Origin of the sequence: Mesorhizobium sp. AR10 (genome assembly GCF_024746795.1) — a bacterium.
In the GTDB taxonomy this organism is placed as follows: domain Bacteria; phylum Pseudomonadota; class Alphaproteobacteria; order Rhizobiales; family Rhizobiaceae; genus Mesorhizobium.
Map to the genome: position 1 here is coordinate 4,023,696 of NZ_CP080524.1, position 14,149 is coordinate 4,037,844.

General features: G+C 61.6%; 10 protein-coding genes and 1 pseudogene. 6 read left to right on the top strand and 5 right to left on the bottom strand.

Translation table 11 applies throughout. The features are described 5' to 3' along the window. Positions 1–44 precede the first annotated feature (44 nt). The 3 genes from LHFGNBLO_RS23045 to LHFGNBLO_RS23055 all read left to right on the top strand — a co-directional run bounded on the left by LHFGNBLO_RS23045 (position 45) and on the right by LHFGNBLO_RS23055 (position 3,802). Positions 45–935, top strand: coding sequence for a DMT family transporter (locus LHFGNBLO_RS23045; RefSeq protein ID WP_258609854.1), 891 nt, complete (start codon positions 45–47; stop codon positions 933–935). Between the two features lies 1 nt (position 936). Next, positions 937–1,728: an ATP12 family chaperone protein gene (locus LHFGNBLO_RS23050; RefSeq protein ID WP_258601622.1), complete on the top strand. Its 792-nt coding sequence runs from the start codon at positions 937–939 to the stop codon at positions 1,726–1,728. 184 nt (positions 1,729–1,912) lie between these two features. Next, on the top strand, positions 1,913–3,802 hold the full coding sequence (locus LHFGNBLO_RS23055) for an MFS transporter (protein ID WP_258609856.1): 1,890 nt from the start codon (positions 1,913–1,915) through the stop codon (positions 3,800–3,802). An 80-nt stretch (positions 3,803–3,882) separates the two neighbouring features. Here LHFGNBLO_RS23055 and LHFGNBLO_RS23060 read toward each other — a convergent pair whose 3' ends face one another. After that, positions 3,883–4,083 carry a DUF2735 domain-containing protein gene (locus LHFGNBLO_RS23060; protein ID WP_258601623.1) on the bottom strand — a complete coding sequence of 67 codons (201 nt, stop codon included), beginning with the start codon at positions 4,081–4,083 and terminating at the stop codon, positions 3,883–3,885. 319 nt (positions 4,084–4,402) lie between these two features. On the opposite strand from LHFGNBLO_RS23060, the gene LHFGNBLO_RS23065 reads away from it, so the two are divergent. Beyond that, positions 4,403–5,443: a glutamine synthetase beta-grasp domain-containing protein gene (locus LHFGNBLO_RS23065; RefSeq protein ID WP_258601624.1), complete on the top strand. Its 1,041-nt coding sequence runs from the start codon at positions 4,403–4,405 to the stop codon at positions 5,441–5,443. Between the two features lie 137 nt (positions 5,444–5,580). Here LHFGNBLO_RS23065 and glnA read toward each other — a convergent pair whose 3' ends face one another. Then, positions 5,581–6,990 carry a type I glutamate--ammonia ligase gene (gene glnA, locus LHFGNBLO_RS23070; RefSeq protein ID WP_258601625.1) on the bottom strand — a complete coding sequence of 470 codons (1,410 nt, stop codon included), beginning with the start codon at positions 6,988–6,990 and terminating at the stop codon, positions 5,581–5,583. A 75-nt stretch (positions 6,991–7,065) separates the two neighbouring features. Further along, on the bottom strand, positions 7,066–7,404 hold the full coding sequence (locus LHFGNBLO_RS23075) for a P-II family nitrogen regulator (RefSeq protein WP_006205430.1): 339 nt from the start codon (positions 7,402–7,404) through the stop codon (positions 7,066–7,068). A gap of 384 nt (positions 7,405–7,788) precedes the next feature. Between LHFGNBLO_RS23075 and LHFGNBLO_RS23080 the strand changes: the two genes are divergently transcribed. Then, on the top strand, positions 7,789–9,303 hold the full coding sequence (locus tag LHFGNBLO_RS23080) for an NAD(P)H-hydrate dehydratase (protein ID WP_258601626.1): 1,515 nt from the start codon (positions 7,789–7,791) through the stop codon (positions 9,301–9,303). After that, on the top strand, positions 9,300–11,303 hold the full coding sequence (locus LHFGNBLO_RS23085) for a hypothetical protein (protein ID WP_258601627.1): 2,004 nt from the start codon (positions 9,300–9,302) through the stop codon (positions 11,301–11,303). The genes LHFGNBLO_RS23080 and LHFGNBLO_RS23085 overlap by 4 nt, the downstream gene beginning before the upstream one ends. Before the next feature lie 32 nt (positions 11,304–11,335). Here LHFGNBLO_RS23085 and LHFGNBLO_RS23090 read toward each other — a convergent pair whose 3' ends face one another. Both LHFGNBLO_RS23090 and LHFGNBLO_RS23095 read right to left on the bottom strand, forming a co-directional pair. After that, positions 11,336–12,406 carry a M48 family metallopeptidase gene (locus tag LHFGNBLO_RS23090; protein WP_258601628.1) on the bottom strand — a complete coding sequence of 357 codons (1,071 nt, stop codon included), beginning with the start codon at positions 12,404–12,406 and terminating at the stop codon, positions 11,336–11,338. Between the two features lie 7 nt (positions 12,407–12,413). After that, positions 12,414–13,947 (bottom strand): annotated as a pseudogene (locus LHFGNBLO_RS23095) (acyl-CoA carboxylase subunit beta). Between the last annotated feature and the right edge of the window lie 202 nt (positions 13,948–14,149).

The following is a 14,149-nucleotide window of genomic DNA, read 5'->3' on the forward strand; positions in this document are numbered from 1 at the left end:
TGAGCGGCGCCGCCGACACGGTCGACCGCCGCGACGCTGTCGATATGGCGGCAGCTGCCATCATGGTCGGGCTGACGTTTTCCTGGGGGCTGAACTACGTCGCCGCCAAGATCTCCTATGCCGGCTACGATCCCGTTTTCCTGTCGATCGCACGATCGATCATCGGCGGCCTGTGCGTTGTTGGCTGGTGCTGGTGGCGCGGCATTGCGCTGTTCAAGCCAGACAAAACCCTTGCAGCAGGCGTTGTGGTGGGCGCGCTGTTTGGCGTCGAGTTCCTGTGTCTCTATGTCGGGCTCGAACACACGACCGTCGCCCGCAACACGCTTCTGGTCAACACGATGCCATTCTGGGTGCTGGTTGGCGGGCATTTCCTGCTGGAAGAGCGCATAACGACGCGCAAGCTCGTCGGTCTTCTCTTGGCTTTTGCCGGACTGGTCGCCGTGTTCTCCGACAAGATGAGCGCCGGGGATGGCGCGACATTGACCGGTGACCTGCTCAGTCTTGGCGCCGGCATTCTGTGGGCCATGACCAGCATTGTCATCAAGCGGTCGACATTGGCGGAGACGAGCGCCGAGAAGTTGCTGCTTTATCAATTGGCCGGTGCTGTCGTCGTCGGCGTCCTGGTGCTGCCTTTCGCCGGACCCTCCATCCGCAACTTTACCGCCGTGCCGACATTGGCGCTGCTTTTCCAGGCCGTCTACGTCGTCGCCTTCACCTATGTGCTGTGGTTCTGGTTGCTGCGGCGCTATCCGGCATCGGGCCTGTCGAGTTTCACCTTCCTGTCACCGGTGTTCGGTGTGCTGTGCGGCGCCGTGCTCTTGAACGAGCCGCTGACTGTTCGTATTTTCCTGGCGCTTGGCTTCATCGCTGCAGGGCTGATCATCGTCAATCGGCCGGTGCGGAAGCAGCCTCCATCAGTCCATAGCAGGCTCTGACATGCGCGATATCCTCAATGACCTCGAAGCGGGAAAGCAGCTTTCCGACCCGGATCCGGTGCGCCGTGCCCAGATCCAGATGAAGACGCATCTGCCGAAACGCTTCTACAAAGCGGTCTCGGTCGCAGCGGTGGAAGGCGGTTTTGCCGTTCATCTCGACGGCAAGCCGGTCCGCACGCCGGGCAAGGCGCTGCTGGTGCTGCCGACCGAAAGGGCGGCCGCCCTGGTCGCCGACGAGTTTGCCGCGCAAGGCGAAACCATCGACCCGGTGACGATGCCGGTCATGCGTCTGGTCAACACGGCCATCGACGGCGTCGCCAGCGACCCGCAGGCGGTGCTGGAGGACATATTGCGCTTCGCGTCATCCGATCTCACCTGCTACCGGGCTGACGCGCCACAAGGGCTGGTCGACCGGCAGAACCAGCATTGGGACCCGGTTATCGACTGGGCACGCGGCGCGCTGGGCGCGCGCTTCAACCTTGCCGAAGGCATCATCCATGTCGAGCAGCCGCGCGAGACCATCGCCGTGCTCGGCGTCCATCTCAGCCAGCGCAACGATCCGCTGCGGCTGGCCGCCATCCATGTCATGACGTCACTGACAGGTTCGGCACTGCTGGCTTTGGCCGTGGATTTCGGCGAACTCGATGGCGACGCGGCCTGGGCTGCCGGTCATGTCGATGAGGACTGGCAGGCCGAGCAGTGGGGCCAGGATGCCGAGGCTGTCGCGCGCCGCACGGCCCGCAAGCGCGACATGATGGCCGCCGTCGGCCTTCTTGAAGCACTCAAAGGCTGACAGCAATTCCCCATCCAATTCGGACCGCACATTAGACCAAAGTCATAATCCCAAGGTCGGTCTGCCGCTGGGCGGCGCTTTCTGTCATTTCTTGCGCCGATGGCTGCACTGAGTCCGTGTTCGGAGGAGAACGTGGACGATGACGCGCAGCATCGAGGGACGGATCTCACGGGAGGACATATCAATGGCAATGGCATCGACCGCCGGCACAGCAAGCCGCGGCATGACGCGGGAGGAGAAGAAAGTCATCTTCGCTTCCTCGCTCGGCACGGTTTTCGAATGGTATGATTTTTATCTGTACGGCTCACTGGCCGTGTTCATCGGTTCGACTTTCTTCAGCCCAACCATTCCGGAAGCGACGCGCAATATCTTCGCGCTGTTGGCCTTTGCCGCAGGTTTCCTCGTGCGCCCGTTCGGCGCACTGCTGTTCGGCCGTATCGGCGATCTCGTCGGCCGCAAATATACTTTCCTCGTCACCATGACGATCATGGGCCTGTCGACCTTCCTGGTCGGCTTGCTGCCTGGCTATGCGACTTTGGGCATCGCGGCTCCCGTGATCCTGATCATCCTGCGCATGCTGCAGGGCCTGGCGCTGGGCGGCGAATATGGTGGTGCGGCGACCTATGTCGCCGAGCACGCGCCGGACAATCGTCGCGGCTACTACACGTCGTGGATACAGACGACGGCGACGCTCGGCCTGTTCCTGTCGCTGGTCGTGATTCTGATCGTGCAGGCTTCGCTGACCAAGGAAAACTATGCTGCCTGGGGCTGGCGTATTCCGTTCATCGTATCTTTCGTGCTGCTTGGCATCTCGATCTGGATCCGGCTTTCATTGTCTGAATCACCGGCCTTCCAGCGCATGAAGGACGAGGGCAAGGGCTCCAAGGCGCCGCTCACGGAAGCCTTCGGTCAGTGGAAGAATGCCAAGATCGCCATTCTGGCACTGCTCGGCCTCACCGCTGGTCAGGCCGTGGTCTGGTACAACGGTCAGTTCTACGCGCTGTTCTTCCTGACCAATGTGCTCAAGGTCGATGCGCAGTCGGTCAACATCATGATCGCCATCGCGCTGGCAGTGGGTTCGATCTTCTTCGTGGTGTTCGGCTGGCTCTCCGACAAGATCGGCCGCAAGCCAATCATCATGGCTGGTCTGGCTCTGGCTATCGTCTGCACCTTCCCCCTGTTCAAGGCGCTGACTTGGGCAGCCAACCCGGCGCTTGCCACGGCGCAGCAGAACACCCGCGCCACGGTGACCGCGGCACCGGGCGACTGCAGGTTCCAGTTCAACCCCGTCGGTACGGCGAAGTTCACCACGTCCTGCGATATCGCCACCTCGTTCCTGACCAAGAACTCGGTGCCTTATGACGTGGTGTCAACGGCAGCGCCGGGAACCGCCGCGTCGGTCAAGATCGGCAACGAGACGGTGGACTCCTACGATGCGATCGCCGCCGGCGATCAGGCCAAGGCCAAGGAAACCGCCTTCATCAAGGCCGTAAACATGTCTCTGCAGGACGGTGGCTATCCGCTGAAGCGTGCTGCCGCCAAGGTGACGGACCAGAAGCTCGATGCCTTTGTCGCTGCCAACCCCGAGCTGAAGCTTGACGCGGCAACCATCCGCGCTGGCGAGAAGACAACGGTCCCGACCGAGCAGGCGATCAAGGACAAGCTGCTGACCGCCGACGAAGCGGCAGGGGCACCCGAGGTCACCGTCTACAGCATACCGGGCGGCGGCGCGTTCGCCATGTTCGCCGACCCGGCGGCGGTCAACTGGCCGATGACGATCGGCATCCTGTTCATCCTGGTGATCTTTGTCACCATGGTCTACGGCCCGATCGCCGCGATCCTGGTCGAGATGTTCCCGACCCGCATCCGCTACACCGGCATGTCATTGCCCTATCATATCGGCAATGGCTGGTTCGGCGGCTTGCTGCCGGCAACAGTGTTCGCGCTCAGTGCCTACAAGGGGGATATCTACTATGGTCTGTGGTACCCCGTGGTGATCGCGGCGATGTCGCTGATCATTGGTATGCTCTTCGTCAAGGATACGCTGGGAACCAACCTGCACGACAAACAGTAGCGACGGTTCAAGCACTCAAGAAAAAGCCCGGCGCGAGCGATCGCGCCGGGCTTTTCAATTCATCAGAAGCAAAGAAAGGCTCAGCTTTTACGAGCCTGGTCCGCTTCTTCCTCGATCGCTGCCTCGTGATACCAGCCGCTGCCGAAATCCGTGCTGACATTGCGCAAAGAGGCAAGCTCTGCCGCGAACTTAGCCTTTCCGCTCAAATTTGAGGCAGCGGCGCGCGCTGCCACCGGGAACATCAGAATTTTGGCCGACGGACGGGTAGAAACGATTTCCATTGTCGGGCTCCTTTCTTGTGCCGAAGCTTGTCGATTCAGCTTTCCGACAAGATAGGTCCTGCAATCGAGTTAGGCAATATGCCTACGAAAAGATCAGTATTTGCCTATTATTTGTGCGTAACTTGCTTCTGATCGTTGCAAGCGCATTGCTTGGGCGGCTGGGCATTTTTGCCGGGGTACGACGGCATTTTTGCCGCACCCTTTGAAGCGAGAGTGGCACACGATTTGCATTTTAACCAAGCGGCAGGTCGGCTGCTGGTTGGGTCGGCGTTTTGTCGACGCCATCCGGAGTTCGGTGATCAAGCAACGAGAGGCTAGAATGACGAAATACAAGCTCGAGTACATTTGGCTCGATGGATACACCCCGGTCCCCAATCTTCGCGGAAAGACGCAGATCAAGGAATTCGCCGAATTCCCGACGCTTGAGCAGCTTCCGCTGTGGGGCTTCGACGGTTCCTCGACGCAGCAGGCCGAAGGCCACAGCTCCGACTGCGTGCTGAAGCCGGTTGCGGTGTACCCGGATCCGGCCCGCACCAATGGCGTGCTGGTCATGTGCGAAGTCATGATGCCGGATGGCGTCACCCCGCATGCCTCCAACAAGCGCGCCACCATCCTCGACGACGAGGGCGCATGGTTCGGCTTCGAACAGGAATATTTCTTCTACAAGGACGGCCGCCCGCTCGGTTTCCCCGAGAGCGGTTATCCCGCTCCGCAGGGTCCGTACTACACCGGCGTCGGCTACTCGAATGTCGGCTCCGTCGCCCGCCAGATCGTCGAAGAGCATCTCGACCAGTGCCTGGCCGCCGGCATCAACCATGAAGGCATCAACGCCGAAGTGGCCAAGGGCCAGTGGGAATTCCAGATTTTCGGCAAGGGCTCCAAGAAGGCCGCCGACCAGATGTGGATGGCCCGCTACCTGATGCAGCGCCTGACCGAGAAGTACGGCATCGACATCGAGTACCACTGCAAGCCGCTTGGCGACACCGACTGGAACGGTTCGGGCATGCACGCCAACTTCTCGACCGCCTATATGCGCGAAGTCGGTGGCAAGGCCTATTTCGAAGCGCTGATGGCGGCCTTCGACAAGAACCTGATGGATCACATCGCCGTCTACGGGCCGGACAACGACAAGCGCTTGACCGGCAAGCATGAGACCGCGCCGTGGAACAAGTTCAGCTACGGCATCGCCGATCGCGGCGCCTCGATCCGCGTGCCGCATTCCTTCGTCAAGAACGACTACAAGGGCTATCTGGAAGACCGCCGCCCGAACTCGCAGGGCGACCCCTACCAGATCGCTTCGCAGATCCTGAAGACGATCGCCTCCGTGCCGGCGAGCGCCCAGGTTTCGGCTGCAGCCTGAGGTCTCATCTCGCGGCGCAGGCCTCCCGGGTCTGCGCTGCGAAGTCGGCGCAAAAGCCATCCGGACGACAAATATCCAAGCAAACAAAAACCCCGGCGTTTCCGCCGGGGTTTTTGTTTGTCGCCTAGACGGTCCGATCAGACCGAATAGTACATGTCGTATTCTACCGGGTGCGGGGTCATTTCGAAGCGCATCACTTCGGCCATCTTGAGCTCGATGTAGCTGTCGATCTGGTCGTCGTCGAAGACGCCGCCGGCCTTCAGGAAGCCGCGGTCCTTGTCGAGGCTCTGCAGCGCTTCGCGCAGCGAGCCGCAAACGGTCGGGATCTTTTTCAGCTCTTTCGGCGGCAGGTCGTAGAGATCCTTGTCCATCGGCTGTCCCGGGTGGATCTTGTTCTTGATGCCGTCGAGACCGGCCATCAGCATGGCGGCGAAGGCGAGGTAGGGGTTCGCGCCCGGATCGGGGAAGCGGACCTCGACGCGCTTGGCCTTCGGCGACGATCCGAACGGGATGCGGCAGGAGGCGGAGCGGTTGCGCGCCGAATAGGCGAGCAGAACCGGCGCTTCATAGCCAGGCACCAGGCGCTTGTAGGAGTTGGTCAGCGGGTTGGTGAAGGCGTTGATCGCCTTGGCGTGCTTGATGATGCCGCCGATGTAGAACAGGCAGCTCTCCGACAGGCCGGCATATTCGTTGCCGGCGAAGGTCGGCTTGCCGTTCTTCCAGATCGACTGGTGGACGTGCATGCCCGAGCCGTTGTCGCCGAAGATCGGCTTCGGCATGAAGGTGGCCGTCTTTCCGTAGGCATTGGCGACCTGGTGCACGACATATTTGTAGATCAGCATCTTGTCAGCGTTGCGGACTAGCGTGTCGAACTTGATGCCGAGCTCGTGCTGGGCAGCGGCGACTTCGTGGTGATGCTTCTCGACGCGCACGCCCATTTCGGCGAGCACGGTCAGCATCTCCGAGCGCATGTCCTGCGCCGAATCGATCGGCGGCACCGGGAAATAGCCGCCCTTGATGCGCGGACGGTGGCCGAGGTTGCCGGTTTCATAGTCGGTGTCGTCGTTGGACGGCAGTTCGGTGGAGTCGAGCTTGAAGCCGGTGTTGTAGGGATCGGCCTTGTACTTGACGTCGTCGAACACGAAGAACTCGGCTTCCGGGCCGACATAGATGGTGTCGCCGATGCCTTCCGCCTTCATGTAGGCCTCGGCCTTCTTGGCGGTGCCGCGCGGGTCGCGGTTGTAGGATTCGCCCGAAACCGGATCGAGGATGTCGCACAGGATGACCATGGTCGATTGGGCGAAGAAGGGGTCCATATGCACCGTGTCGGGATCGGGCATCAGCACCATGTCGGACTCGTTGATCGCCTTCCAGCCGGCGATCGAGGAACCGTCGAACATGACGCCGTCGGCGAACATGTCTTCCTCGACCTCGATGACATCCATCGTCACGTGCTGCAGCTTGCCCTTCGGATCGGTGAAGCGCAGGTCGACGAACTTCACGTCGTTGTCCTTGATCTGCTTCATGATGTCTTTGGCTGTCGTCATGTCATTTCTTCCCTGTCTGATGACGTTCGAGGAGTTATCTGAAATCAGAAACCGAGATATCTGAAATCAGAAACCTCAGACGGCGTCCATCCCCGTTTCGCCAGTGCGGATACGCACGACTTCCTCGATGTTGGAGACGAAGATCTTGCCGTCGCCGATACGGCCGGTCTGGGCCGCCTTGCGGATGGCCTCGATCGCACCTTCGACCGCGTCGTCGCCGAGCACGACTTCGATCTTCACCTTGGGCAGAAAGTCGACGACATACTCAGCGCCGCGATAGAGTTCGGTGTGGCCCTTCTGGCGGCCAAAGCCCTTGGCCTCGGTCACGGTGATGCCTTGCAGGCCGGCCTCCTGAAGCGCTTCCTTCACTTCGTCTAGCTTGAACGGCTTGATGATCGCTTCGATCTTTTTCATGTAAAAAGTGGCCTCCACTGCCAAAAAGACGGGTTGTGCGCCCCGCTTGCGCCTCCATCAAGCACGAACTGTGCCAATTTCAGCTGAAACAAGGCGCTATCACGCGATTTCAACGCCATGCCGCGTCGGGGTGCACATTCGCGTCATTCGCTGCTTCGGATGCGGCACGGGTACTCAGAGCCTACACATCGCCGGTCCTTCCGTCCGCACAATAATTGGGCAGATAGCGTATTTTGCGGGCAGTCGCGCACCGGCGACGCCATTGTCCCGAAGTATCTGTCGCAAGCTATACCATCGCTTCAGCGTTTGCTTCGAACCGAAAACTGGACAATGCTCGACCGGAATAGAAGGTCGAGCCTGGCCGAAAATGCGGATCGGCAATCCATGAGCAACGAACTTCTGTCTCCGGCCGAAATGGCCGAGGCTGACCGGCTGGCAATTGCCGCCGGACCACTCGACGGCATCGGGCTGATGCGGCGCGCCGGCGAAGCGGTCGCTGCCGTGGTCCTGGCCCGCTACCCCCGGGCGAGCCGCGTCCACGTGCTGTGCGGTCCCGGCAACAATGGCGGCGACGGCTATGTAGTGGCTCGCATCCTCGATGACAGTGGTGTCGATGTGTCGTTGTGGGCATCCGGGTCGCCGAAGGCCGGTAGCGATGCGGCGCTCGCTGCATTGGACTGCCCGGTTGAAGTTCGGCCATTGTCGGCGTTTGCCGCCGAGACGGGCTCGATCGTGGTCGACGCGCTGTACGGGGCAGGGCTGTCCAAGCCGTTGTCCGGCGATGCTGCCAGAGCGGTCGATATTGCGACCGAGTTGAGCCTTCCCGTCGTCGCGGTCGATTTGCCCTCAGGCATCTCCGGCGACGGCGGGAGTGTTCTCGGCCATGCATTCCGCGCCCGGACCACGGTGACGTTTGCGCGCAAAAAACCTGGACATCTGCTGTTGCCGGGTCGTGACCGATGCGGCGAGATCGTGCTCACCGACATCGGTATTCCCGATGCAATCGTCGACCAGCTCGCGATCGCGACATTCGAAAACACGCCAGATCTTTGGCTGCGCCATTTCCCGAGACCGGCCGTCGACGCACACAAATACAAGCGTGGCCATGTCGGCGTTTTTTCCGGTGGGCCGGGCGCCACCGGTGCGGCGCGGTTGTCTGCGATGGCCGCGGCGCGAAGCGGGGCAGGGGCGGTCACGGTTCTGTCGCAAGCAAATGCCTTGCAGGAAAATGCCGCGCATCTGACCTCGATCATGCTGCGCGAGGCCGGCTCGCTCGAGAAGGTGCAGGAATTCCTCGCGGCGCGGCATCCCGAAGCGCTGGTGTTCGGGCCGGGGCTCGGACCAAAACCCAAGGTGGGCGATTTCGCGCTGCAGTTGATTGCGACCATGACGGACAGCGTGATCGTTCTGGATGCCGATGCCATCACTTCATTGGCGCATCAGCCCCAGGCGTTGTTCGAAGCGGCGCGCCGGCCGTCGGCGCCGGCATTGGTGCTGACGCCGCATGAGGGCGAGTTTGGCCGCTTGTTCCCGGACATCGCCGGAGACAAAAGCCTGTCCAAGCTGGCCAAGGCGCGCGCGGCGGCGGCGCGTGCCAACGCCACCGTCGTTTACAAGGGCGCCGATACGGTGATCGCGGCGCCGAATGGTTTCGCAGCGATCAACAGCAACGGCGCGCCATGGCTTGCGACCGCCGGTTCGGGCGATGTGCTGTCGGGAATCGTTGCCGGGTTTCTGGCGCAAGGCATGCCGCCTTTCGAGGCTGCCTGCGCCGCTGTGTGGACTCATGGAGAGGCCGGCAGCCGGTTCGGTCCTGGACTGATCGCCGAGGACCTGCCGCTGGCGCTGGTGCCGGTGCTGCGCGAACTTGCCGACAATCGTAGCGGGCCTGCCAAATGATGCGTTGGCTTGCGCTGCTTGTCGCACTCTTCGCTGCCGTCGTCATGGTGCCCGCCGCCCGCGCTGAGGGTCCGGTGACCATCGTCGACGATCCTGCTGTGCTTGCCTCACTCGACGCCAAGGGTTTTGGCTTCGCCGGCGTTTTCGGTGTCGATGGCGAGGACGACCTGAAAGCCCTCTATAACGAGGCGCCCGCCTATCATGCGATCGTCGACACGGTGGCAGCCGACGTTGCCGCGCTGCGGGCGCAGATGAAAGCCGGTGGGCGGACGCTCTATGAGGTGACCGACGGCAATGTCGGCCGCATCATGGACATGCGCTGGCTGAAGACCGATGCCGCGCGCTTTCGCCTGGTCGGCGTCGTCAACCGGCTCGACCGACGCGATTTCGCTGAGGTGCGGGGCGACAAGAGTTGTGGCGAGGTGCGTTTCATCTATCGCCTTGCCTACAGTTTCAAGAAGAACGGCAAGGTTCTGGCCTCGCGGCTGCCGTTCAATTTCAATGCCGTCTACAGCGCGGCACCCGATGCCGATGGCGGCTGCGTCGGCGTTGCCGGACGCTGGACGCCGCAGCTTGACGAGAGCGTCGATGCCGGCTGGCTGACTGGCGGGCCACTGGAAAAAGCCGCGCTCAATTTCAAGCAGCTCGAGCTCAATGCACAGGTGGTGCGCTTTCCCTCCGGCCAGGAGACCGAGTTCGGCGGGCAGGCCGCCTATCTCATGCGGATTCTCGACATCTACGGCGCTGATATCACAGAGAAGCCGCTGGAAAACACGCCCGATGTGGCGCGGCTTGCCGAAGACGCGGCGCTGAAGGCAAAGCTCGCCTCCTATATCAGCGCCAATGTCGCGGCGGTCGATCTCGGCGTCTACGAAATCCCGGACGAATTCCTGGCGAAGAAGGTTATCTCCTGGTCGACCTTCGGCAGCGCAAGGCAGGCCAACCATCCATTCACGCCGTTGTTCCAGCCGGCGGATTTCGCCGGGCTCGACTATTCCACATTGAAGTTGGTGCGTACGCCGGAGGCACTGGTCGAGCGTCTGGACAATGGCGCCTGCCAGGGTTGCCATCAGGCAGGCTCTACCGCGGGCTTTCATTTCATCGGCCGCGACGACAAGACGACCTCACCGCTCAACCGTATCGAGGTCGGCATCTCGCCGCATCTCCATGCCGATATTCCGCGGCGCGAAGCCTGGCTGCGTGCGACGATTGAAGGCAAGGAGCCGAACCGTTTTCGTCCGCTGTCCTTCGCCCCGCCGGCCGCATGGAAGGATGCGGGCGAGGTCGACTACGCGCCGGCGGAGATGGCAATGCCATGCCTGATGCCGGAGGACGCAAAGCACTTTGGCGCGGGCTGGCAATGCGGCGGCGGCACCGTCTGTACACCGCTGGCGACGGCCTCGGGTGTGCGGACCAAGCTGGCGCAATGCCTGCTGCCCAAGGACAGCAAGGAGATGTTCTCCGGCCATCCGTGCCTGACTGGCTCGATTGCCAGCAATGAGACGCAGCCCTTCAACGACCGTTACACGATCTCCGGCCAGTTCGCGGCCTTCGCGACGGGGATTTCGCGCACCGCCTATACCTGCCGGCCACCGAAGATCGGCGTGCCGGCCGGCATCGCCTATCGCGGCTGCGATGACAAGGACCGCGCCTTTTCAGCTTTCAAGGCCGGCAAGCCGATGCCGAACGAGATCTGTGGGCTGGTCGGCGGCAAGAAGTTCGATACCTGCGTGGCGACCAACAATTTCGACCAGTGCCTCGGCGGCGCGGTCAATCGCGGCAACCGTCCGGCCTGCTCGGCTGATCATTTCTGCCGCGAGGATTATATGTGCCAGTCGCTGCCGTCCGACACGCCCGGTATTTCAAAAGTGAAAGGGATCGGCTTCTGCTCGCCGACCTATTTTATCTTCCAGATGCGCATAGACAACCATGCGACGCCATGGGCAAGCGCTGCCCGCGCCACCATGGGGGCAGGGTTCGGTGCGGCGGAAGAGGAGTGATCCGTCGCCCCCACAACAATCCGGACAGCTACCTAACGATCTAGATGGTCGGCGATTTTCGATGTCCATTCGCCATCGAAATGATGGACGCGTTCTGCCACAATTTCATTGCTCAGCAGGCTCGACAGGGCAGTAAGCAAGACCGGCTCTATCGTGGGAACAGAGCTATATCCAAGCGCGGCCAGACGTTCCGACCATGGCGGATGGTCTGCCTTCTCGTCATCGGGGGCATCCCAGGCCTTTTGAGCATACTCTTGCAGGATGGGGTGGCTCGATAGTTCGTTGGCCGCCATCAGAGCTCGGTCGAGCGGCGGACGAGGCGGGACCATCGTGCCAAGCAACTCACGCTTGAGCGGAGTATAAACCCGGTCATTGAAGAACGCATCGGCCGCGGCAATGAGGAGCAGGGCGCGCGCTGCTTCCTGAGAATCGCCTGACATTGCCGCATGACGGTCGGCATCGATTTCCGCTCGTCGCGACAGTCGAATCTCTTCGCGCTCCAGGGAGTGAGAGAGCGGACTCAGCAACCAGTAGAAAAGGCTGCCGGAAACGGTCCTTCCTGGAGGGGCGTAGTCGAAGATCAAGTCAAAGCTTTTGTCGAGTTCGGCAAGATTGAGCCCGCCGTTTGTATCCTTGTTTCTTAAATGCGCGTCTTCGTGAGCTAGGATCGCTGCAAACGCCTTATCGTCGGTCACTGCGAGCAAGGGAATACCGACCGTCAAGATCGCCCGACGGCCCAGCAAACCGAGAAACGGACGTTGTTCCCCTATACTGACGTTGAGGTTGTCGCTCAGCACGATCGTGGTCCGGCTGGCGCGGTGTTTGCCAGCAACGCTTTCCCACACAGCCCACAACTTCGGAGCCGCGCTTCGGGAGATGCCTTCCACCTTGCTGGGCTGAAAACCGGCGAACAATGCTCCGATCAGCGGAACAAAAGCCAGCATTGCGGCCGGTATGGCAACAATGCCCGCCGCGATGACCGCGAGCGGATTTCGGTCAAGGAGCAACAGCCAGACGAGCACCGGGCAGAAAAGCGGTAGAGCAAAAAGCAGGATGGCCAACCTGCCGAAGCGCGTTCCCGCATAGAGGACTAGGCGCGACATCAGCGCCTCACAACGGGATGTTGTCGTGCTTCTTCCAGGGGTTCTGCATGTCCTTGTTGCGCAGCATGCGGAGCGCCCGCGCAATGCGGCGGCGGGTCGAATGCGGCATGATCACCTCGTCGACATAGCCGCGCTCGGCGGCGACGAACGGTGACAGGAAGCGATCCTCGTAAGCCTTTGTATGCGCTGCGATCTTCTCCGCATCGCCAATGTCCTTGCGGTAGATGATCTCGACCGCGCCCCTGGCGCCCATCACCGCGATCTGGGCCGTCGGCCAGGCGTAGTTCATGTCGCCGCGCAGATGTTTTGACGCCATCACGTCATAGGCGCCGCCATAGGCCTTTCTGGTGATGACGGTGATCTTCGGTACTGTCGCTTCGGCATAGGCAAACAGGAGCTTGGCGCCGTGCTTAATCAGCCCGCCATATTCCTGTGCGGTGCCAGGCAGGAAGCCGGGGACGTCGACAAAGGTGACGAGGGGAATCGAGAAACAGTCGCAGAAGCGCACGAAACGCGCTGCCTTGCGGCTGGCATCGGAATCGAGGACGCCGGCGAGCACCATCGGCTGGTTGGCGACGAAACCGACCGTGCGACCCTCGACGCGGCCGAAGCCGGTGACGATGTTCTTGGCGAAGTTCTGCTGGATCTCGAAGAAGTCGCCTTCGTCGGCGGTCTTCAGAATCAGCTCCTTGATGTCATAGGGCTTGTTGGCATTGTCGGGGATCAGTCCGTCGAGCGACAGATCGTGATCGGTGACCGACTGGTAGCATTCGATCTCGGGGATATCAGCCGTGTTGGAGGCAGGCAGCAGATCGACCAAGCGGCGCATCTGCAGCAGCGCCTCGACGTCATTGTCGTAGGCGCCGTCGGCGATGGAGGATTTGGTCGTGTGGACGGACGCGCCGCCGAGGCTCTCGGCAGTGACCGTCTCGTTGGTGACGGTCTTCACCACATCCGGTCCGGTGACGAACATGTAGGACGTGTCGCGGACCATGAAGATGAAGTCGGTCATTGCCGGGGAGTAGACGTCGCCACCGGCGCACGGACCCATGATGACAGAGATCTGCGGGATGACGCCGGAGGCCAGAACGTTGCGCTGAAAAATCTCGGCATAGCCGCCGAGTGCCGCCACGCCCTCCTGGATGCGGGCGCCACCGGCATCGTAGAGACCAGATGATCGGCGCGCGGTTGCGCAGCGCCATCTCCTGCACCTTGATGACCTTCTCCGCGTGGGCCTCGGACAGCGAGCCGCCAAACACGGTAAAGTCCTTGGCGAAGACATAGACCGGGCGGCCGTTGACGGTGCCCCAGCCGGTGACGACGCCGTCGCCGGCGAACTTGGTCTTCTCCATGCCGAAGTCGGTCGAGCGGTGCTCGACATACATGTCGAACTCCTCGAACGAACCCTCGTCGAGGAAGACGTCAATGCGTTCGCGCGCGGTGAGCTTGCCCTTCTTGTGCTGAGCGTCGATGCGGGCCTTGCCGCCGCCCATGCGGGCGATCTCGCGGCGGCGCTCGAGTTCCTTCAGCACGTCCTTCATCGCTCGGTCCCCAAAACGGAAGCTTGCGTTTTGTGGTAATGATGCCCGCAAGGGAGCGCAAGCGCCGCTTTCGCCAGCTTTTTGCTGCACTGCAACATGAAGCCCCTTGCATTTCGGGGCGAACTGGGCCATATGCGGCGACATAGGCGCTTGGGCCGGGCAATATCCGGCCTTCTCGACGAATGAGACTGGTTGCGTCTGT

Coding starts and splice junctions, on each gene's coding strand:
- LHFGNBLO_RS23055 (WP_258609856.1), top strand. CDS start 1,913: ATGGCAATGGCATCGACCGCCGGCACAGCAAGCCGCGGCATGACGCGG.
- LHFGNBLO_RS23045 (WP_258609854.1), top strand. CDS start 45: ATGGCGGCAGCTGCCATCATGGTCGGGCTGACGTTTTCCTGGGGGCTG.
- LHFGNBLO_RS23050 (WP_258601622.1), top strand. CDS start 937: ATGCGCGATATCCTCAATGACCTCGAAGCGGGAAAGCAGCTTTCCGAC.
- glnA (WP_258601625.1), bottom strand. CDS start 6,990: ATGACGACAGCCAAAGACATCATGAAGCAGATCAAGGACAACGACGTG.
- LHFGNBLO_RS23080 (WP_258601626.1), top strand. CDS start 7,789: ATGAGCAACGAACTTCTGTCTCCGGCCGAAATGGCCGAGGCTGACCGG.
- LHFGNBLO_RS23090 (WP_258601628.1), bottom strand. CDS start 12,406: ATGTCGCGCCTAGTCCTCTATGCGGGAACGCGCTTCGGCAGGTTGGCC.
- LHFGNBLO_RS23085 (WP_258601627.1), top strand. CDS start 9,300: ATGATGCGTTGGCTTGCGCTGCTTGTCGCACTCTTCGCTGCCGTCGTC.
- LHFGNBLO_RS23075 (WP_006205430.1), bottom strand. CDS start 7,404: ATGAAAAAGATCGAAGCGATCATCAAGCCGTTCAAGCTAGACGAAGTG.
- LHFGNBLO_RS23065 (WP_258601624.1), top strand. CDS start 4,403: ATGACGAAATACAAGCTCGAGTACATTTGGCTCGATGGATACACCCCG.
- LHFGNBLO_RS23060 (WP_258601623.1), bottom strand. CDS start 4,083: ATGGAAATCGTTTCTACCCGTCCGTCGGCCAAAATTCTGATGTTCCCG.